This is a genomic window from Caulobacter sp. HJHS_5 (assembly GCF_056683955.1).
Map to the genome: position 1 here is coordinate 125,465 of NZ_JBWZNC010000007.1, position 18,369 is coordinate 143,833.

Annotated in this window: 19 protein-coding genes; 4 read left to right on the top strand and 15 right to left on the bottom strand. The window is 69.3% G+C overall.

Annotated elements, in window-relative coordinates; all coding sequences use genetic code 11:
* Nucleotides 1–63 precede the first annotated feature (63 nt).
* Nucleotides 64–1,329, top strand: coding sequence for a phosphoribosylamine--glycine ligase (gene purD, locus ACFLIT_RS14700; RefSeq protein ID WP_479912000.1), 1,266 nt, complete (start codon nucleotides 64–66; stop codon nucleotides 1,327–1,329).
* Between the two features lie 145 nt (nucleotides 1,330–1,474).
* Here purD and ACFLIT_RS14705 read toward each other — a convergent pair whose 3' ends face one another.
* The 6 genes from ACFLIT_RS14705 to ACFLIT_RS14730 are packed head-to-tail and all read right to left on the bottom strand — an operon-like array spanning nucleotide 1,475 to nucleotide 8,825.
* The gene (locus ACFLIT_RS14705) at nucleotides 1,475–3,091 is read right to left on the bottom strand and encodes a tannase/feruloyl esterase family alpha/beta hydrolase (RefSeq protein WP_479912001.1); all 1,617 of its coding nucleotides are present in this window, start codon (nucleotides 3,089–3,091) and stop codon (nucleotides 1,475–1,477) included.
* Nucleotides 3,091–4,083: a tetraacyldisaccharide 4'-kinase gene (lpxK, locus tag ACFLIT_RS14710; RefSeq protein WP_479912002.1), complete on the bottom strand. Its 993-nt coding sequence runs from the start codon at nucleotides 4,081–4,083 to the stop codon at nucleotides 3,091–3,093. The genes ACFLIT_RS14705 and lpxK overlap by 1 nt, the downstream gene beginning before the upstream one ends.
* Entirely contained in the window at nucleotides 4,080–5,351 is a 1,272-nt protein-coding gene (locus ACFLIT_RS14715) for a 3-deoxy-D-manno-octulosonic acid transferase (protein ID WP_479912003.1), read from the bottom strand. Before ACFLIT_RS14715 ends, lpxK begins: the two co-directional genes overlap by 4 nt.
* Nucleotides 5,348–6,316, bottom strand: coding sequence for a cation diffusion facilitator family transporter (locus ACFLIT_RS14720; RefSeq protein WP_479912004.1), 969 nt, complete (start codon nucleotides 6,314–6,316; stop codon nucleotides 5,348–5,350). The genes ACFLIT_RS14715 and ACFLIT_RS14720 overlap by 4 nt, the downstream gene beginning before the upstream one ends.
* A gap of 41 nt (nucleotides 6,317–6,357) precedes the next feature.
* Nucleotides 6,358–7,059 carry a lysophospholipid acyltransferase family protein gene (locus ACFLIT_RS14725; protein ID WP_479912005.1) on the bottom strand — a complete coding sequence of 234 codons (702 nt, stop codon included), beginning with the start codon at nucleotides 7,057–7,059 and terminating at the stop codon, nucleotides 6,358–6,360.
* Nucleotides 7,056–8,825, bottom strand: a complete 1,770-nt coding sequence (locus tag ACFLIT_RS14730; protein WP_479912006.1) for an ABC transporter ATP-binding protein — start codon at nucleotides 8,823–8,825, stop codon at nucleotides 7,056–7,058. Before ACFLIT_RS14730 ends, ACFLIT_RS14725 begins: the two co-directional genes overlap by 4 nt.
* Before the next feature lie 114 nt (nucleotides 8,826–8,939).
* On the opposite strand from ACFLIT_RS14730, the gene ACFLIT_RS14735 reads away from it, so the two are divergent.
* A complete protein-coding gene (locus ACFLIT_RS14735; protein ID WP_479912007.1) occupies nucleotides 8,940–9,605 on the top strand; it encodes a fused DSP-PTPase phosphatase/NAD kinase-like protein in 666 nt (221 codons plus the stop codon).
* Here the strand turns inward: ACFLIT_RS14735 and ACFLIT_RS14740 are convergent.
* From ACFLIT_RS14740 to ACFLIT_RS14760, 5 genes are all read right to left on the bottom strand, one after another.
* The gene (locus ACFLIT_RS14740; protein WP_479912008.1) at nucleotides 9,521–10,198 is read right to left on the bottom strand and encodes a hypothetical protein; all 678 of its coding nucleotides are present in this window, start codon (nucleotides 10,196–10,198) and stop codon (nucleotides 9,521–9,523) included. The genes ACFLIT_RS14735 and ACFLIT_RS14740 overlap by 85 nt on opposite strands.
* 113 nt (nucleotides 10,199–10,311) lie before the next feature.
* A complete protein-coding gene (locus ACFLIT_RS14745; protein ID WP_479912009.1) occupies nucleotides 10,312–10,536 on the bottom strand; it encodes a DUF4170 domain-containing protein in 225 nt (74 codons plus the stop codon).
* 23 nt (nucleotides 10,537–10,559) lie between these two features.
* A complete protein-coding gene (locus ACFLIT_RS14750) occupies nucleotides 10,560–11,336 on the bottom strand; it encodes a 3'(2'),5'-bisphosphate nucleotidase CysQ (RefSeq protein ID WP_479912010.1) in 777 nt (258 codons plus the stop codon).
* Complete coding sequence (locus ACFLIT_RS14755; protein ID WP_479912011.1) at nucleotides 11,333–12,664, bottom strand: TldD/PmbA family protein; 1,332 nt, start codon at nucleotides 12,662–12,664, stop codon at nucleotides 11,333–11,335. The genes ACFLIT_RS14750 and ACFLIT_RS14755 overlap by 4 nt, the downstream gene beginning before the upstream one ends.
* Nucleotides 12,665–12,730: 66 nt before the next feature.
* Entirely contained in the window at nucleotides 12,731–13,132 is a 402-nt protein-coding gene (locus ACFLIT_RS14760; RefSeq protein WP_479912012.1) for an MAPEG family protein, read from the bottom strand.
* 50 nt (nucleotides 13,133–13,182) lie between these two features.
* Between ACFLIT_RS14760 and ACFLIT_RS14765 the strand changes: the two genes are divergently transcribed.
* Nucleotides 13,183–14,289, top strand: a complete 1,107-nt coding sequence (locus ACFLIT_RS14765; RefSeq protein ID WP_479912013.1) for a hypothetical protein — start codon at nucleotides 13,183–13,185, stop codon at nucleotides 14,287–14,289.
* Nucleotides 14,290–14,313: 24 nt separating this feature from the next.
* Here the strand turns inward: ACFLIT_RS14765 and ACFLIT_RS14770 are convergent, their stop codons facing one another.
* The 3 genes from ACFLIT_RS14770 to ACFLIT_RS14780 all read right to left on the bottom strand — a co-directional run bounded on the left by ACFLIT_RS14770 (nucleotide 14,314) and on the right by ACFLIT_RS14780 (nucleotide 17,115).
* Entirely contained in the window at nucleotides 14,314–15,843 is a 1,530-nt protein-coding gene (locus tag ACFLIT_RS14770; RefSeq protein WP_479912014.1) for a UbiD family decarboxylase, read from the bottom strand.
* Nucleotides 15,844–15,910: 67 nt separating this feature from the next.
* Nucleotides 15,911–16,741, bottom strand: coding sequence for an aldo/keto reductase (locus ACFLIT_RS14775; protein ID WP_479912015.1), 831 nt, complete (start codon nucleotides 16,739–16,741; stop codon nucleotides 15,911–15,913).
* Between the two features lie 35 nt (nucleotides 16,742–16,776).
* Nucleotides 16,777–17,115, bottom strand: coding sequence for an MmcQ/YjbR family DNA-binding protein (locus tag ACFLIT_RS14780; RefSeq protein WP_479912016.1), 339 nt, complete (start codon nucleotides 17,113–17,115; stop codon nucleotides 16,777–16,779).
* Between the two features lie 34 nt (nucleotides 17,116–17,149).
* Between ACFLIT_RS14780 and ACFLIT_RS14785 the strand changes: the two genes are divergently transcribed.
* Entirely contained in the window at nucleotides 17,150–18,001 is an 852-nt protein-coding gene (locus tag ACFLIT_RS14785; RefSeq protein WP_479912017.1) for an NAD-dependent epimerase/dehydratase family protein, read from the top strand.
* A gap of 2 nt (nucleotides 18,002–18,003) precedes the next feature.
* Here ACFLIT_RS14785 and ACFLIT_RS14790 read toward each other — a convergent pair whose 3' ends face one another.
* A complete protein-coding gene (locus tag ACFLIT_RS14790; protein WP_479912018.1) occupies nucleotides 18,004–18,342 on the bottom strand; it encodes a VOC family protein in 339 nt (112 codons plus the stop codon).
* Nucleotides 18,343–18,369 lie beyond the last annotated feature (27 nt).

An 18,369-nucleotide genomic window follows, 5' to 3' on the forward strand; every position in this document is an offset into this window, starting at 1 on the left:
GCGTGGGGGGCGAGGGCGGTTCCTGTGCTTGACCGCTTCGCCTGAGCACGCCAGACCGCGCGCATGAACATCCTGCTGATCGGCTCCGGCGGCCGCGAGCACGCCCTGGCCTGGAAAATCGCCCAGTCGCCGCTGGTGAAGCGGCTCGTCGCCGCGCCCGGCAATCCCGGCATCGCCCAGGCGGCCGAGCTGCGCGCCGTGAAGGCCGATGACGCCGCCGGCCTCGCGGCCCTGGCGCAGGAGATCGCCGCCGATCTGGTGGTCGTCGGCCCGGAGGTCGCGCTCGAGGCGGGTCTCGCCGACCGGCTCGCCGAACTGGGCATCCCCTGCTTTGGCCCGACCAAGGCCGCCGCTCAGCTGGAGACCTCGAAGGCCTTCACCAAGGCGTTCTGCGATCGTCACAACCTGGCCACCGCCGCCTTCGGCGTGTTCGAACAGGCCAGCGGCGCGGCCGCCTTCCTCGACGGCCTGACCGCGCCCTATGTGATCAAGGCCGACGGCCTTGCGGCCGGCAAGGGCGTGGTCATCGCCCAGACGCGCGAGGAGGCCGACGCCGCCGTGATCGACATGCTGGGCGGCCGTTTCGGCTCGGCCGGCGCCCGCGTGGTCATCGAGGAGTTCATGCACGGCGAGGAGGCCTCGCTGTTCGCCCTCTGCGACGGCGAGACGGCCATCCCGTTCGGCGCGGCCCAGGATCACAAGCGGGCCTACGACGGCGACACGGGTCCGAATACAGGCGGCATGGGCGTCTATTCGCCGCCGCCGGTGCTGACCGACGCCCTGGCGCAGCAGGCGTTCGACAAGCTGGTGCTGCCGGCAGTGCGCGGCATGGCGGCCGAGGGCATGCCCTATCGCGGCGTGCTCTACGCCGGGCTGATGCTGACCGATCAGGGGCCGAAGCTGGTGGAGTTCAACGCCCGCTTCGGCGATCCGGAATGCCAGGCCCTTATGCTGCGCCTCGACAGCGACATCGTCCCTTACCTGCTCGCCGCCGCGACGGGCGACCTCGCCGGCCGGCCGGCGCCGGACTGGAGCGAGGAATCGTCGATCTGCGTGGTGCTGGCGGCCGAGGGCTATCCCGAGGCTCCGAAGACCGGCGGCGTCATCGAGGACGCCGAGGACGACTTCGGCGTCGAGGCGACCATCTTCCACGCCGGGACGGCCCGCCGCGAGGATGGGGCGCTGGTGGCGTCCGGCGGTCGGGTGCTGGGGGTCTGCGCGAAGGGGATCAATCTCTCCGAGGCGCGCGACATCGCCTACGCCGCCCTCGGCGCGATCAACCTGCCGGGCGGCTTCTACCGCAGCGACATCGGTTGGCGGGCGCTCTAGGGAGCTCCAAAAGACTTCGTCATCCTGAGCGGCTCGCGTCAGCGGGCCAGTCGAAGGACGCATCGTGGCGCCGCCCTGCGTGCTTCGACTAGCGCCTGCGGCGCAGCTCAGCATGACGAAGGTTGGGAGGTTTGCGCGTTAGCGCCTATTCCCGCACGCAGCTGAAGCTGGCCGCGTCGTCCAGCGAACCCGCGCCCCTGTACTTCGGCCAGGCTGGGTAGAGGCACATCGGCCGCGCGCGGTGCGCGTCCTTGTTGCCGTCCGTTGCGATCAATTCGCCCGGCGCGCGGCCGCTTTCGACCCAGCGGTCGATCTCGCCCAGGCCGTCGTACTTGGCGTTGAACACGCCGAAGCCATGGCTCAGCCCCGGGATCATGTAGAAGCGCAGAAACCCGTCGAGGCCGGCCTGACCGTGCCTGGCGACCTGGCGGTTGTAGTAGTCGACGCTGTTGTGCGGCGTGATGAAGTCGTCCGTCGTGCCGTGGGTCAGCAGAATCTTGCCGCCCTTCTGGCGAAAGGGGGTCAGGTCGACGTCGGTGACGTCGACGATGGATCCGGCCCGTTGCACCTGGGCCTGGAAAGCTTCCGGCCGGAAGGTCAGGGCGTCGAAGTCCGGCTGCTGGGTGACGAAGTATTTGATGAAGGCCGCGCCGACATTGAACAGCAGGGCGTCGTCGCCGGTGGGCGGATTGGTCGGAACGGCGCGTTTGCCGAAGGTCGAACCGCCCTGGAACAGCGAACCTTCGAGGACGGCCCAGCCGGGAAATTCCGTGGCGCCCTGCACGGCGTAGGGCAATTTCAGGGGCGCGGCAATCTTCTCGACGGCGGCGATCTGGGCGTCCGAGAGGCAGGCGTCGCCGGCGTCGCGGCCTTCGGGGCAGCGCAGCGTCGCGCGCACCCGGGCGATGCCGAACGCGCCGGTGCAGCCCTTCACGTTCGAGATGATCCCGTCCTTGGCGCCGTCGAGGTCGTCGCAGGCGGCCAGCACCGCGTCGGTCAGCAGCTTGGTCTTGGCGGGGTTCAGCCAGCCGGCCCCGCCGTTCTCGTAGAGCGCCTTGCCGACATTCCACGAGCCTAGCTGCAGCATGGTGATGTTGTAGGCCGGATAATTGGCGACCACGCCGTCGTAATCGGCCGGATAGCGGGCGGCCGCGTCCAGGGCCTCGTGGCCGCCTTGCGAGGCGCCGACGAAGTAGAACCGCTTGGGCGCGGCGCCGTAGCGCGCCTTGATCACCGCCATGGCCGCGTCGTGAGTCTTCTTCACAGACTGCTGGCCGTAGTTGCGCAGGGCCTCCTCGTTGAGGGCGAAGGTCCCGTCGAAACCCGGGCCGCCCTTGTGGCCGCCGTCGCTGCCGAGGGTGACGTAGCCGCGCGCCAGGGGCGTCGGCAGGCTGTCCGGTTGCAGGGCCGCGGGACCGAGGCCGGTGACCAGCGAGCCGTCGTAGCCGCCGCCGCCGAGCTGGGCGGCCTTGTTGTTCCACGCCGTCGGCAGGTTGACCTGGAACTCCGTACGCGGCGCGTCCGGTGAGACCGGCAAAATCCAGCCCTTCACCGCGCAATACTCGCCGACCGCGCCGGCGGCGGGCGTGAGGACGGCCGAGGCCACCGTCGCCCCGGTGGTTGGCAGGCCGATGGCGGAGGCGGGGATGGCCAGTCCGGAAAGCCGGGCGCAGGCCTCGGCCGGCGAGGTCGTTGTCTGGGCCGCCGCGGGCAGGGTTGAAAGCACGGCCAGGAGCGCCGCCGTCGCCAGAACGCTTTTCATCACACCCCTCCCGTTCGCAGCACCGCGTCGAGCGCGGCTTGGTCTTCGAAACGCGCGACCACCGGCCAGGCGATGACACGCCCACGCCATTCGGCCGGCAGTCTCACCCAATCCTTTTCCGTCGTCACCAGACCTGCGCCATAGAGCGCCGCCCGGTCGGCCAGGAAGCGCAGGGTCGCCTCGTCATAGGTCCCGTGGTCGGGGAAGGGGGCGAAGTCGGCCAGTTCGCAGCCGGCCGCCTTGAGGGCGCGCTCCACCTTCCACGGCTTGCCGATGCCGGCGAAGCCGACCTGCGGGCCGGGCGGCGGCGGGCCGGCCGGCTCCAGCCGCGCGATCAACACGGGCTTGCCGGCGAACAGGGCGAGGAGTTCCGGATCGGCCTCGGGCAGGTCGGCGGGCAGCAGAACGATCACCGCGTCGGCGCGGGCCAGCCCCGCCTTCAGCGGCTCGCGCATCGGCCCGGCCGGAAAGACAGCGCCGTCGCCGAACGGCCATTCCTGGCCGCGCGTCTCGCCATCGACGACGACCAGCGACAGGGCTTTCTTCACGCTGGGGTTCTGGTGGCCGTCGTCCATCACCACCACTTGGGCGCCGGCTTGGGCGGCGGCGCGGGCGCCCGCCGCACGATCGCGGGCGATCCACATCGGAAAGTCATGGGCCAGCATCAAGGCTTCGTCGCCGACCTCGGCCGCCGTGTGCACGGCCGGATCGATCCGCACCGGCCCCTCCAGCGAGCCTCCATAACCGCGCGACAGGCCGTGCGCTTCGGCCAGCCGCAGCGCGAGGGCGCGCACGATCGGCGTCTTGCCGACGCCGCCGACGGTGAGGTTGCCGACACAGATCACCGGGACGTCCGGATCGGCGGGGATGGCGCGAGCGATCCTGCGCGCCGTGGCCCAGGCCCAGAGCCATGAGAGTGGGCGCAGCAGGGCGCGGGTGACGGGGGCGGGCGCGTGGCGGAGATACCACCAGCGCGGCGTGCGCAGCTTCATGCGGTGGGCGCCGGCAGCAGGGCCGCCAACTGGGCGATCGCCCCCTCCAGGGCCTCGCCCTGACCGGCGGCGAAGGCGCGGGCGCGCTCGGCCCGTTCGGCGGCGATCGAGGGCTCGGCGATGGCGGCCAGGAAGGCGCCGGCCAGGGCGCGGGCGTCGGCCACGGTGACCAGGGCGTCGGCCGCCTCGAGCGCGGCGTAGACGCCGCGCCAGCTTTCCACGTGGGGACCGGAAACGAACGGACGGGCCAGGCGCGCCGGCTCCATCGGGTTGTGGCCGCCGATGTCGGGGACCAGGGAGCCGGCGACCAGCGACAGGTCGGCGAGGGCGAACCACAGGCCGAGTTCGCCCAGGGTGTCGGCGATATGGACGTCGGAGGCGCCGAACGCGGCTTCGGTGCGGCGGTCGGCGGTGAAGCCGCTGGCGCGGGCCAGGGTCAGCACCTCCAGCGCCCGGGTCGGATGGCGCGGCGCGATCACCAGCAAGGCGTCCGGCTGCAGGGTGCGGATGTGGGCGAAGGCCTCCAGCACGATTTCGTCCTCGCCCGCGTGGGTGCTGGCGGCGAGCAGCACCGGGCGGCCGGCGGCGGCCTGGCGCAGGGCGGCGAACTGCGCGGGATCGACCGGTGGCGGCCCGCCCGCCAGCTTCAGGTTCAACTGACCGACGGGGCGCGCCCCCAGGCTTTCGAATCGTTCGCTGGACTCGGCGTCCTGCGGCAGGACGAGGTCGAAGGCCGTCAGCACCCAGCGCGCGGCCCCGCCGAGGCGGCGCCAGCGGTCGGCGCTGGCCTGGGTCATGCGGGCCGAGACCAGGGCCATGTGGGCGCCACGCGCCTTGGCGCCGAACAGCAGATTCGGCCACAGCTCGCTCTCGGCGAACACCACCAAATCCGGCCTCCAATGGTCGAGGAAGCGGCGCGCGACGCCGGGGGCGTCCACCGGCGAGAACTGATGGATCACGCCGGAGGGCAGGCGGCCTGCCAGCACCTCGGCGGCGGTCAGGGTGCCGGCGGTGACCAGGATTTCGGCGTCCGGCCGGGCGGCGGTCAGGCCGTCGATCAGCGGCAGCAGGGACAGGCTCTCGCCGAGGCTCGCGCCGTGCAGCCAGACCAGCGGACCGTTCGGACGAGGCTGCGAGGGGCGGCCGAGGCGCTCGCCCAGGCGGGCGAGGTCTTCCTTGCCCTTTCGCGCGCGGCCCTTCAGCAGCCAGGGCAGGGCCGGCTCGGCGAGCCTGGTGGCCAAGCGGTAGAGGCCGAGGGAGACGCTCACACCACGTGCGCCGGGGCAAGGCGGCAGTCGGCGCCCGTGCCGCGCTCGACCTGCAGGGTGGAGTGGCCGATGCCGAACTCGTCGTTCAGACCGGCGCAGACGTCGTGCAGGAAGGCGTCGGCGTCATCGTCGGGCGCCGGCCGGATCACATGGGCGGTCAGGGCCGTCTCGGTGGTGCTCATGGCCCAGATGTGCAGGTCGTGCACCTCGGTGACGCCCGGTCGGCGTTGCAGCCAGGCGCGCACCGCCTCGGTGTCCATGCCGCGCGGGGCGGCGTCGAGGGCGAGGTCGAGGCTGTCGCGCAGCAGGCCCCAGGTGCCGAGCACGATCACCGCCACGATCACCAGGCTGACCACGGGATCGAGCCACAGCCAGCCGGTGAACTGCATGGCCAGGGCGGCGACGACCACGCCGGCGGAGACGGCGGCGTCGGCGGCCATGTGCAGATAGGCCCCGCGAACGTTCAGGTCTTCCTTCTGCCCACGCATGAACAGCAGGGCGGTGGCGGTATTGATCGCCACGCCGATGGCGGCGACCAGCATCACCGGGCCGGCGGCCACCGGCTCGGGCTCGCCGAAGCGGCGCACGGCCTCCCAGGCGATGGCCCCGACGGCCACCAGCAGCAGGGCGGCGTTGGCCAGCGAGGCCAGGATGGTGCCCTTGCGCAGGCCGTAGGTGCGCCGGGCGGTCGGCGCGCGCCGCGCCATCACCGCCGCGCCCCAGGCCAGGAACAGGCCCAGCACGTCGGAAAGGTTGTGGCCCGCGTCCGCCAGGAGGGCGAGCGAGTGGGTCAGGACCCCGGCGACGGCCTCGGCGACGACGAAGGCAAGGTTCAGCCCCGCGCCGATCGCGAAGGCGCGGTCGAAGTTGGCGGGGGCGTGGCTGTGGCCATGACCGTGCGCATGGCCATGCGAATGACCGTGCGGGTGGTCATGCCCATGCGAATGGGGATGGTCGTGCGCCATGTCCCTTCATCCCATCCCGAACAGGGACGATCAATCGCCGATCAGTCGCTCAGCAAGGCTTCGGCCCGGGCGGTGACGGCCGACAGTCTCGCCGCCCAATCGGCCACCAGAGCTTCGGGGTCGTCGTCGCGACTGGCCCGGAGCGGGCCGTCCCAGACCATGGCGGCGCGGGCGAAGGGCAGGGGGATCACCGTCTGGTCCCAAGTGTTCAGCCGCACGCAGGGCTTGCTGGCGATGCCGCACATCAGGGCGGGAACGCCGGTCATCCGCGCAACGCCGGCGGTGCCGAGCTGCATCACCTCCGCGGGGCCGCGCGGGCCGTCCGGCGTGATGGCCACGGCGCCGCCGTTCTTCACCCAGACGATCATCTCGCGGAAGGCGACCTCGCCGTTCTTGTTCTTGGCTGGATCCGAAGCCTTCTTCGACGAGCCCCGGATGGCGGGGAAGCCGAGCTTCTCCATGGCCTGGGCGATGAACTCGCCATCGGCCGACAGCGAAATCAGCGCCCGCATCGGCTGCTTCCTGACGCCGTCCTTCGGCCAGGCGTTCGGCGAGAGCGGGATGCGCGCGTGCCAGAAGCAGAGGATCGCGCCGCCCTCGGTCGCCCACACCTCCTCCGCCGCCGCCTGGCCCTCGCGCGTCCAGCGCAGGGTTGCGAAGACGAAGCGCATGTAGAGCGAAAACAGCGTCGCGAGCGCCGACTGCACGGCGCTGGACCGGCCGATCTTCTTCTTGTCGATCATGCGGGCGCCTTCGGTTCGTCGACCCGATCCAGGTCCTGCGACTGGGCGAGGCGCGCATAGAGGCCGCCGGCGGCAACCAGGGCGCGGTGATCGCCGGCTTCCACCACCCGGCCGCGGTCGATCACATAGATGCGGTCGGCGGCCCGCACGGTCGACAGGCGGTGGGCGATCAGCACGGTGGTGCGGCCGGCCATCAGGCGTTCCAGCGCCGCCTGCACCTGGGCCTCGCTCTCGGTGTCGAGCGCGCTGGTCGCCTCGTCGAGCAGCAGGATCGGCGCGTCCTTCAGGAAGGCGCGGGCGATGGCGATGCGCTGGCGCTGGCCGCCGGATAGGCGCGCGCCGGCCTCGCCCACCGGCGTGTCGTAGCCCTTCGGCAACGCGGTGACGAAGTCGTGGGCCGCCGCCTGACGCGCCGCCTCGGCGATCTCGTCGGCGGTGGCGCCCGGGCGGCCGTAGGCGATGTTGGCGGCGATGGTGTCGTCGAACAGGAACGGCTCCTGGGTGACCAGGGCGATCCGTTCGCGAAGGGAGGCGAGGGTGACCTCGCGCACATCGTGCCCGTCCAGCGTCACGCGGCCGCAGGTGACGTCGTAGAAGCGCGGGATCAGGTTCAGCGCCGTCGACTTGCCGCCGCCGGAAGGGCCGACCAGGGCGACGGTCTCGCCGCGCCGGGCTTCCAGGGTGACGCCGTCCAGCGCCGGGGCGCCCGTCTCATAGGCGAAGCGAACGTCCTCGAAGCGGATGGTCGACGGGCCGTCCGGCAGGGCGGGGGCGCCGGGCGCCTCGCGCACCTCCGGCTCGATGTCGAGCGCCTCGAACAGGCGGCGGGCGGCCGCCGAGCCCTCGCTCATCACGGTCTGCAGATTGGCCAGCTGGCGCAGCGACTGCGAGGCGGCGGCCAGGGAGACGATGAAACTGGTGAAGGCGCCGCCGCTCATGCCGCCGGTCTGGGCGCGCCAGCCGACGTAGGCGATCACCACGGCGGTGACGACCATCATCAGGGCCTCGGTGGCGGGAGAGGCGTAGGCCCGGGCGTCGGCGCCCTTGATGATGTGCCGCTGGCGGCGGTCGATCACCTCGGCGACGCGGGCCTCCTCCTCGGCTTCGCGATTGGCGATCTTGACGATCTTTACCCCGTCCAGCCCCTCCATCATCGCCGAGGCGAGGGTCGAGGTTTCCTCCATGGCCCCGTGCGCGGCCTTGCGGGCGCGGCGGGCGAAGCGGCGGGTGATGAGGCTGAGGGCGGGCGCGGCGACCAGGACGACGGCGGTCAGCAGCCAGTCCTGGTAGAACATCACCACCAGCATGGCGACGACGGTGAGGCCGTGCTGGGCGTAGTTGATCACCCCGTTGGTCGCCGCCTCGCGGATCAGGCCGGCGTCGTAGAGCACCTGGGAGACGAAGCCCCCGGTGTGGGCGCTGCGCAGGCGCGCCAGGTCGGCGCGCAGCAGGCGGCCGTAGAGCTGGGTCTGGATATCGCCGACCAGGCCATGGCCGACACGGTTGGTCAGGCCCGCCTGCACGGCCTGGCAGACGAGGCGGACGGCGGCGACACCGACGATGGCGGCCGGCACCAGCCACATGTGCGGCCGGGGGCCGCGCGCGAAGATGCCATCGGTGGCGGGGCCCAGCAGCCAGGTCAGGGCGCCGGTCAGGCCCGCCGTGATCACGGCCGCCAGCACGGCGACGGCCATGGCCGGCCAGCGGCGGCTCAGGTAGTCACGCCAAAGTCGGGCGGCCAGCGCGCGGCCGGTCAGGGTCGTCATGGCGCCTGCGTCGAACGGCGGCGGGGCGGTGTCAAGCTGAACTCGGCCACGGCGACGCTTTGCAGCGCGGGCGACAGCGCCTAGGTAGAGGCCTCGTCAGGAGACTTGCACGCTTTGGCCGGCTTCGACCTATCCACCCTCGCAGGCCGGCTGCGCACCACCCTGCACTATCTGTGGAACGATCACGCCTATCTGCGGGTGGGCTTCCAGAACGCCCACTGGATCGGCCCCGACCTGGTGCGCACCAACCAGCCTTGGCCGTTCCAGTTGAAGTGGTGGAAGAAGCGGGGCGTCCGCACGGTCATCAACCTGCGCGGCGGGTTCGACGGCAGCTTTCACGCCCTGGAGAAGGACGCCTGCGAGCGGCTCGGCCTGACCATGGTCGACTTCGTGATCACCTCGCGGGAGGTTCCGAGCCGCGCCCGGGTGCTCGGCGCGCGGGAGCTCTTCAAGTCGATCGAATACCCGGCCCTGATGCACTGCAAGTCCGGCGCGGACCGGGCCGGGATCATGAGCGTCTTCTACCGGCATTTTCATCTCGGCGAGCCGATCCGCGACGCGATGAGCGAGCTCGGCCTGCGCACCCTGCACATGAAGGCCGGCAAGACCGGAGTGCTGGACTACGTCTTCGAGCGCTACCTTCAGGAGGCCGAGCCCAAGGGCCTCAGCTTCATCGATTGGGTGATGAGCGACGCCTACGATCCGGACGCCATCAAGCGCGACTTCAAAGCGTCCTGGTGGGGCACGGCGGTCACCGAAAAGCTGCTGCGGCGCGAGTAGCCTCTACCAGGCCGCGGCCATCGCGAAGAGCCGTCGAAAGCGCTGCTCAGACGGGTCTCACCCACGTGGTTTCTGCGCAGCGTGACGCGCGCTAGCTCCAGGCGCTGAAGCAGTTCGTCCTCGCCGTAGCGAGTCTCCAGATCGCGCCGCCAAAGCGCCGCGGCGTCGGCATAGGCGGTCAGCATCGCGCGACGTTCGGTGGAGTCCTTGCGCATCGTCCGGCGCGAAACGCCGTCGCAGCCCAGGGGGCGGGGCGTCTCGGCGACCCGGACGTGGCGGGCGCGACGGGCGAGGTAGGCGAAGCGGGCCTCTTCGGAGACCGAGAACACGTCGTCGCGGTTCAGCGGCTCGAGCAGGTCGACGACGGCGTCCCGGCGGGTCTCGGCGAAGGCGCGGGTCGAGCAAGGATCGCTGTCGCGCGTGTAGGCGCCGGTCTTCTCGAGCAGGTCGGTCAGGCGGTCGCGGTCGCCGGCGCGGAAGGCGGCGACGCCGTCGCGCACGCGCTGCACATCGCCGCTGGCTTCGGCGCGATGGCATCCGGCCGCGGCCAGGCAGGTGGCCGCCAACAGAGTGGAGAAGATCGCGCGTCGCATGTCCGGGTCCTTAACCTCTGGTTAAGGATGCCGCCGGTTCTCGCGCGTTGAACCGGTTTCACGCTCGGGTTGATCGGTCCACGCCTGGGAGGCGCGACTTGTCCCGATATGGCTCAGTCCTCGTGCGGATCGAGCAGCTTGTGGGCGTGGATGATGAAGAAGCGCATCAGGGCGTTGTCGACCGTCTGCTGCGCACGGGCCTTCCAGGCCTTGTGCGCCTCGGCGTAACTCGGATAGGCGCCGACGAACTCGACCTTGGCCAGATCGCGGAAGCGGTGCCCGTCGATGGCGTCGAGTTCGCCGCCCAGGACGATGTGGAGCAGTTGGTTGTCGGACATCTCGGCCCCTCCGTTCGGGTGATCTAGCCTGAGTTACGAGTCAGCCGTGCGACGATCAACGCGTGAAGCGCCGGTCCGGCGCAAACCAGGCTCGGGCGCCGCGTATCGGGCCGATTGTAGTCAAAGGATGAGCCGCCCGCGTCGGTGGACTGGGCGCCGGCTTCGCGGGCGATGAGGTCGGCGGCGGCGAGATCCCATTCGTTCTTGGAGGTCGGGGCGATGGCGGCGTCGAAGGCGCCGCTGGCCACCAGGCACATGCGATAGGCCACGGAGTTGCGGCTGGCGACGCGCATCGCCGGCCAGGCGGGCGCGGCCAGAACACGGGCGTCGCCCAGCACCGCCGCGTCCTCCAGCGCCTCGCACGAGGAGGCGTGCAGGCGGGCGCCGTCGAGGTGCGCGCCCTGGCCGAGGGCGGCCGAGTAGAGCTCGTTCAGGGCGGGGGCGTAGACCACCCCGGCCGCAGGTTGACCATCCTCGACCACGGCGATCGACACCGCCCACCACGGCTTGCCCTTGAAGAAGGCGACCGTGCCGTCGATCGGATCGACCACGAAGACACGGTGTTTGGCGAGACGGGCCGGATCGTCCGCCGTTTCCTCCGACAGCCAGCCGTAGTCCGGGCGGGCCTCCATCAGTCGGCGCCGCAGCAGGGCGTCGACGGCGAGGTCGGCGTCGGTCACCGGCGATCCGCCGGGCTTGGCCTTGACCGTGACGCCCGCCGCGAGGCGGTTCGCCGCCAGGGCGCCGGCCTCGCGGGCGGCGTCGATCAGCAGGGCAAGATCGTCGCCGCCGCCCGTCACTTGCCGGCGATGGCGAGGCCGTCGATCAGAATCGACGGCGAGTTGGCGGAGCCTCGAATCTCGAGGTCCGAGCCCGGAACCAGGCGCTGGTACATTTCCATCAGATTGCCGGCGACGGTGATCTCGGTGACGGGCCAGGCGATCTCGCCGTTTTCGAACCAGAAGCCCGAACACCCCACCGACCAGTCGCCGGTGTTGGGGTTCAGCGAGGGGCCGAACATCGAGGTGACCAGCACCCCGGCCTTGGCGTCGGCGATCAGACCGGCGAGATCGCGCGAGCCGGGCGAGAGGGTGACGTTGCTGGTCGAGACGCCCGGCGGTCCGGCCAGGCCGCGCGAGGCGTGGCCCGTGGTCTCCATGCCGAGCTGGCGCGCGGCGGCGCTGTTGAGCAGCCAGGTGGTCAGGACGCCGTCGTCGATCAGCTTCATGGCCTTGTTGGCCACGCCCTCGTCGTCGAAGGGCAAGGAGCCGAGGCCGCGCGGGCGGTGCGGATCGTCGACGATGTCGATGCCCTTGGCCAGAATCCGCTGGCCGAGCCGGCCCTTCAGGAACGAGACGCCGCGCGCCACAGCCGGGCCGCTGGCCGCGCTCAGCAACGGGCCGAACAGCGCCGTGGCGAGCCGGTTCTCGAAGATCACCGGCGCGGTGGTCGAGGCGATCTTGCGGGCGCCGAGGCGCTGCACGGCGCGCCTGCCGGCTTCGAGGCCGATGGCCTCCGGCGAGGGCAGGTCGGCGGCGTGGCGGGTCGAGCGGCCCTCGCCGCCGCGCTCCATGCTCGCGCCCTCTCCGGCGATGGTCGAGGCGGAAAGGCCGAAGCTGGTGGCCTGGTGCGGGCCCGCGAAGCCGTCGCTGGTGACCAGTCGCCAGGTGGATGCCGACCAGGAGGCCGAGCCCCCGTCGGAGTTGCTGACGCCCGGCACGGCGCGGGCGGCGTCCTCGGCCTCGCGGGCGCGGGCCTCCAGGGCTTCGGCGTTGGGCTCGGTGGCGTCGAACAGGTCGAGCTCGGGGAACGGGCCGCGAGCCAGTCGTTCCTTCGGCGCGAAGCCGGCGTAGGGATCTTCCGGCGCCAGGCGCGCCATGGCGACGGCGCGCTCGATCAGCTTGGCGCGCGCGTCCTTCGAAACGTCGGAACCCGAGACGCTGGCCTGACGCTTGCCGACGAAGACACGCAGGCCGATCTCGCGGCTCTCCTCGCGCTCGACCTCCTCCAGCGCGCCCAGGCGTACGGTGACGGAAAGCGACTGGCCTTCGGCGAAGACGGCTTCGGCGGCGTCCGCCCCGGCCGCGCGGGCGGCGGAGACGACGTCATGCAACAGGTTCTCATCCATGGGTTGGCTATATGGCCGCCTCGCCGGGCGCCTGCAATCGGACGTTGGCCTGCCGCGACCTTTGGCTCATGCGATCGCGTAGAACAGCAGCGCCGCGGCGGCGAAGACGTAGGCGATCCAGGTCAGCAGCACCCCGATCGCGCGGGGGATCGAGGCCGCGCCGCTGTTCGACAGGCCGACGGCGTGGATCACCCGCCCGGCCAGCAGAAGAAACCCGATCACATGGATGGCCAGGGGCGGGGCTTCCAGCACGGCCAGCACCACGATGGCGATCAGCCCGGCCGGCACATATTCCGTGGCGTTGGCGAAGGCGCGGCTGACGCGGGCCAGCTCCGGCACGCCGCCATCGCCGAGCGCCACCTTGTGTTTCTGGCGCTGGCGCACGACCAGCATCGACAGCACCAGCAGCAGGATCAGGTGCAGGCCGACCCAGAGCGCGGCGGCGTGACCGGAGACAAGGGCATTCATCGGCAGGCGATCCCGATCAGCGAAGCGCGGACTAGGCCTGCAACACCAAGTTGCTGCAAGCCTCCCAAAACGCGACGGCAGAGGGAGTTGCAACGATAGATGGAATTTGCCTCAAGGCGAAGCTAGAACTGTCTTGTAAAAGCTGGGGCGGCGCGGCGATGGCTGATCAGAAAAAGGGCTGGAAGCAGCATCTGCTTCTTTCGGGCGTGCCATTAGAATACGAAGTTGCACAAATACTGGCTTCGCATGGTATGAGTGTGGAGGCGGACTATAGCTTTCTTCGAGTGGCTGGTGGTCAGAGTAAAGAGTGCTCTGTAGACGTCGCATCGACTTGGTATGGAACAGACAGGGACGGCGGGATCAATTTCAGTTTAGATGCTCTCGTGGAATGTAAGTACAGATCTCCACATAAAAAAATATTGTTCTTAGGGGATCCTAATATAGAATTCCCGCCTATGACCCTTGGGGGTACCCTGCCCTTCGTGGACTGTATGATGCCGTACTATATGGATTCATCGAAAATAACGGAATTCGAAAGAAAATTCGATTTCGTTTACAAGGGTATTGAAATATTTGAGGGCGGCGCCAACGAGCACGATGTTAGGCATGGGATTGAGCAGCTGAGATATGCTACTCCTTATCGTTTAGCTCAAAATATGGATTTCATACTTCCAAGTCACAATGAAGATATACATCCATTCTTTATAGCAAAAGTACTTGTCACCAATGCGCCGATATTAATTCTTAATGAGGGGTTGGGTATCTCTGAGATCGAGGCGGCTGAAGATATATCTGAAATCTGCCAAGAGCGAGATCGAGTGATTTTGTTTTCTGAGCCGGGGCCCGACTACATGCATCACTTCTCTAGAGTGATGGCAATTGATGGCGAGGAGAGAGAAAGGGCGGCTAGATCTCTGAGTTTATATCTCTCTGCAGTAGGAAAAAAGATGCGGTCGAGTGGCGACCCTTTACGCCTCGTTGAGGCTTATGCGAAGGCGAGCCGGTATGAATGCAATAGGGTCTCGACCCAATTCTTTGTAACGACCCTGAAGGGACTTCCTGCGCTGCTCGGAGATATGAAGTCTGCTTGCAGGCAGGCATATCGGTCTAGAACGAAAGACGTATCTTGGCGTCGGCGCAGGAAGCGTTCATCGTAGTCTGAGCATATTCGGATTATCAGACTATTTCCAAATAGGTTTGCCGTCGCCGGGCAGCCCGAGGTCGCCCCACATGGCGCTGACCTTGTCGACCACCGCCTGGTCCATGCGGATTTCCTCGCCCCATTCGCGCTTGGTCTCGGGCGGCCATTTGTCGGTGGCGTCGAGGCCGATCTTGGAGCCGAGGCCGCTGTCGGGGCTGGCGAAGTCGAGATAGTCGATCGGCGTGTGCTCGATCACCGTGATGTCCCGCGCCGGGTCCATCTTGGTCGAGACCGCCCACATCACGTCCTTCCAGTCGCGGGCGTCGATGTCGTCGTCCACGACGATCACCCACTTGGTGTACATGAACTGTCGCAGGAAGCTCCAGACGCCGAGCATCACCCGCTTGGCGTGGCCGGGGTAGGCCTTCTTCATCGACACCACGGCGATGCGATAGCTGCAGCCCTCGGGCGGCAGCCAGAAGTCGGTGATCTCCGGGAACTGCTGGCGCAGCAGCGGGATGAACACCTCGTTCAGCGCTTCGCCGAGCACGCTGGGCTCGTCCGGCGGCCGGCCGGTGAAGGTGGTCAGATAGATCGGGTCCTTCCGCATGGTGATCGCGGTGGCCTGGAACACCGGGAACTTCTCGACCGAGTTGTAGTAGCCGGTGTGGTCGCCATAGGGGCCTTCGTCCTCGAATTCGTCGAGCAGCACATGGCCTTCGATGACGATCTCGGCCTGGGCCGGGACCATCAGCGGGATGGTCTTGCAGGGGACGAGGTCGAGCTTGGCGCCGCGCAGCAGCCCGGCGAACTGGTATTCCGACAGGGTGTCCGGCACCGGAGTCACCGCCGCCAGGATCGTGCCTGGGTCGGCGCCGAGCACGATGGCGGCCGGCAGCGGCTCGCGTGCGCCTGCCTTCTTGTGGCGAGCGTAGTGCTGGGCGCCGCCGCGATGGGCCAGCCAGCGCATGATCGCCCGGTCCTTGCCCAGCACCTGCATGCGGTAGATGCCGAGGTTGAAGTCGTCCTCGCGGCTCTCCGACGGGCCCTTGGTGACCACCAGCGGCCAGGTGATCAGCGGCGCCGGCTCGCCCGGCCAGCAGGTCTGGATCGGCAGGGCGTTCAGGTCGATCTGGTCGCCCTTCAGCACCACCTGCTGCACGGCCCCCGACTTCACGGTGTTGGGCCGCATGCCCATCACCGTCTTGGCGATGGGCAGCATGTCGAAGGCGTCCTTCAGGCCGCGCGGCGGCTGCGGTTGGCGCAGGAAGGCCAGCAGTTCGCCGACCTCGCGCAGCTCTTTGGCGGTGGTGCGCGGCTGACCGCCCAGGGTCACGCCCATGGCCACCCGTTTGACCGTGCCGAACAGGTTGGTCAGGGCCGGGATCGGCGAGGGCGTTCCGTCCGCGCGGATCGGATTCTCGAACAGCACCGCCGGGCCGCCGGTCGCCAGGAGGCGGGTGGCGATCTCGGTCATCTCCAGCACGGTGGAGACCGGCTGCTTCACGCGCACCAGTTCGCCCTGCTGCTCCAGCACGGCCATGAACTCGCGCAGCGATCGGTAAGCCATCAGGCGCTCCTCGGAACTGCGCGATAGCTAAAGCGTACGGGCGATCAGGGAAAGCCTCAGTCCCGTCTCAATCCTCGTCCCATTCCGGCGAGAGGCCCGCGTAGTCCGCCTGGCGACCATCGGGGCGAGCGAGGGCGGCGATGCGGGACATCTCGGCCTCGCTCAGCGCGAAGTCGAAGATCGCGAGGTTCTGGGCGGCGCGGTCGGCGCTCAGGGTCTTCGGAATGGCCACCACACCGGGCTGCTGCACCAGCCAGCGCAGGGCGACCTGGGTGACGCTCTTGCCGTGGGCCTCGCCGATGGCCTTCAGCACCGGGTCGTTGAGGATCGCGCCCTGGGCCAGGGGCGAATAGGCGGTCAGGGCCATGCCGTTGCGGGCAAGCGCCGCCTTCACGGCAGTCTGTTTCAGATAGGGGTGGTACTCGACCTGGTCGGTGGCCAGCGGCGCGTCGGAGAGCGAGACGGCCTGCTCGACCAAGGCCGAGGTGAAGTTGGAGACGCCGATGGCGCGGGCCAGGCCTGCGGCCTTCACCGCGTTCAGGGCCTTGATCGTCTCGCGCAGGGGCACGGCGGGGTTCGGCCAGTGCAGCAGCAGCAGGTCGACGTGATCGACGCCCAGCCGCTTGACGCTGGCCTCGGCGGCGCGCTGCAGGTCGCCGTCCCTGAAGTCGTCGGTCCAGATCTTGGTGGTCAGGAAGTAGTCTTCGCGCGCCACGCCGCCGTGGCGCAGCCCTTCGCCGACGCCATCCTCGTTTCGATAGATGCGGGCGGTGTCGATGTGGCGATAGCCCAGCTTCAGGGCCGCCTCGACCATGCGGGCGGCGTCTGGATTGGCGATCTGCCAGGTGCCGAAGCCGATGGCCGGAATCTCGACGCCGGCGGCGGGAACGCTGTGCATGGGATCGTCCTGAGGCTTGGGATGGAAACGGTGAGTTAGGAGGCGTCCAGCGCCTTGACCAGCTTGCGCGGGGCGATTTGCCGCCAGCGTCGCATCAGGAAGCCGCGCAGCTGATCCGGCGTCAGGCCCGGCAGGCGGGCGAGTACATAGTCGTAGTTCCGGTAGTGCTCGGTGAAATGGAAGGTGGCCGGATCGGCCTCCATCAGCATCTCGCGCTCGTCGTGCGGCACGCAGGACAGGACGGCGCTGTCGTCCTCCTTGCGCCAGCGGGTGAGGAATTTACCGGCCACCTTGATCGACGGATGGCCGTAGCTGGTTCCCTCCTCGGCGCCGGGCAGGGACAGGGCGACGGCGCGGAATTCTTCTTCAGTCATTGGCGGCCTCCGATGTCGGCGGCACTATAGCGGCATGAAGATCGACAGTCCGGTGTTGGTGACCGGGGCGACCAGCCTCGTCGGCGGCTTCCTGCTGGGGCGGCTGGCGGCGGACGGCTGCGACGCGGCGGCCCTGAGCCGGCGGCCGCCGCCGAACGATCCGCGCTGGATCGAGGCCGACCTGTCATGGCCCGATCTCGAGGCGGCCCTGCCGTTCGCTCACACCGTGTTCGCCCTGTCGCCGATCTGGTGTCTGCCCCAGGCCCTGGCCGCCCTGAAGGCGCGCGGCATGACCCGCCTCGTCGCCTTCTCCTCGACCAGTCGCTTCACCAAGGAGCACTCGCCGGACGCCGGTGAGCGGGAGACGGCGCGCGATCTCGCGGAAGGGGAGGCTCTGACCATCGGCTTCTGCGAGGCCAACGGCGTCGACTGGACGATCCTGCGGCCGACGATGATCTATGCCGAGGGGCGCGACGGAAACGTCAGCCGCCTGGCCGGCCTGATCCGTAAGCTCGGCGTCCTACCGCTCTCCGGTCTCGGGGGCGGGCTGCGCCAGCCGGTGCACGCCGACGACCTGGCCGCCGCCGCGATCGCCGCCGCCCGCGAGCCGGCCGCCCGCAACCGCGCCTACGATCTTTCCGGAGCCGAAACCCTGACCTACCGCGTCATGGCCGAACGGATCTTCGAAGGCCTCGGCAAGCCGCCGCGCATCGTCAACCTGCCGCCGGCGCTCTGGGCCCTGGGATTGAAGCTCGCCGCGCCGCTGCTGCCCGGCGCCACCGCCGCCATGGGCGCGCGCATGGACAGCGACCTGACCTTCGACAGCTCGGCGGCGGTGCGGGACTTCGGCTGGAGCCCGCGGCCGTTCCGGCCCAAATTCTCCTGAGCCTAGGTTTCCGACCACACCGCCAGTTCGTTCCCGCTCGGGTCCGTGAACTGGAAGCGCCGGCCGCCCGGGAAGCTGAAGATCGGCTTGACGATGACGCCGCCCGCCGCCTCGACCTTCGCCAGCATGGCTTCGAGGTCGTGGGCGTAGAGGATCACCAGCGGTTTGGGCGGGCCATGGTCGGAGGTGAAGCCGCCGTCGGCGCCTTGGCCTTCGAAGGCGGCGTAGGCGGGGCCGTAGTCGGTGAAGCTCCAGCCGAAGGCCGAGGCGTAGAAGGTCTTCAGCGCCGGCAGGTCGCCCGCGGGCCACTCGATGTAGTCGATCTTGCCGTCTTCGCGCATCGGAAACTCCCTAGGTTGTTCCCTATA

What these genes read in the sequence shown, in the direction of transcription:
- ACFLIT_RS14760 (WP_479912012.1), bottom strand. Translation starts at nt 13,132, where the DNA reads ATGAATGCCCTTGTCTCCGGTCACGCCGCCGCGCTCTGGGTCGGCCTG.
- ACFLIT_RS14785 (WP_479912017.1), top strand. Translation starts at nt 17,150, where the DNA reads ATGAAGATCGACAGTCCGGTGTTGGTGACCGGGGCGACCAGCCTCGTC.
- ACFLIT_RS14705 (WP_479912001.1), bottom strand. Translation starts at nt 3,091, where the DNA reads ATGAAAAGCGTTCTGGCGACGGCGGCGCTCCTGGCCGTGCTTTCAACC.
- ACFLIT_RS14755 (WP_479912011.1), bottom strand. Translation starts at nt 12,664, where the DNA reads ATGGATGAGAACCTGTTGCATGACGTCGTCTCCGCCGCCCGCGCGGCC.
- ACFLIT_RS14775 (WP_479912015.1), bottom strand. Translation starts at nt 16,741, where the DNA reads ATGCACAGCGTTCCCGCCGCCGGCGTCGAGATTCCGGCCATCGGCTTC.
- ACFLIT_RS14790 (WP_479912018.1), bottom strand. Translation starts at nt 18,342, where the DNA reads ATGCGCGAAGACGGCAAGATCGACTACATCGAGTGGCCCGCGGGCGAC.
- ACFLIT_RS14730 (WP_479912006.1), bottom strand. Translation starts at nt 8,825, where the DNA reads ATGACGACCCTGACCGGCCGCGCGCTGGCCGCCCGACTTTGGCGTGAC.
- ACFLIT_RS14740 (WP_479912008.1), bottom strand. Translation starts at nt 10,198, where the DNA reads ATGCGACGCGCGATCTTCTCCACTCTGTTGGCGGCCACCTGCCTGGCC.
- ACFLIT_RS14725 (WP_479912005.1), bottom strand. Translation starts at nt 7,059, where the DNA reads ATGATCGACAAGAAGAAGATCGGCCGGTCCAGCGCCGTGCAGTCGGCG.
- ACFLIT_RS14745 (WP_479912009.1), bottom strand. Translation starts at nt 10,536, where the DNA reads ATGTCCGACAACCAACTGCTCCACATCGTCCTGGGCGGCGAACTCGAC.
- purD (WP_479912000.1), top strand. Translation starts at nt 64, where the DNA reads ATGAACATCCTGCTGATCGGCTCCGGCGGCCGCGAGCACGCCCTGGCC.
- lpxK (WP_479912002.1), bottom strand. Translation starts at nt 4,083, where the DNA reads ATGAAGCTGCGCACGCCGCGCTGGTGGTATCTCCGCCACGCGCCCGCC.
- ACFLIT_RS14720 (WP_479912004.1), bottom strand. Translation starts at nt 6,316, where the DNA reads ATGGCGCACGACCATCCCCATTCGCATGGGCATGACCACCCGCACGGT.
- ACFLIT_RS14770 (WP_479912014.1), bottom strand. Translation starts at nt 15,843, where the DNA reads ATGGCTTACCGATCGCTGCGCGAGTTCATGGCCGTGCTGGAGCAGCAG.
- ACFLIT_RS14780 (WP_479912016.1), bottom strand. Translation starts at nt 17,115, where the DNA reads ATGACTGAAGAAGAATTCCGCGCCGTCGCCCTGTCCCTGCCCGGCGCC.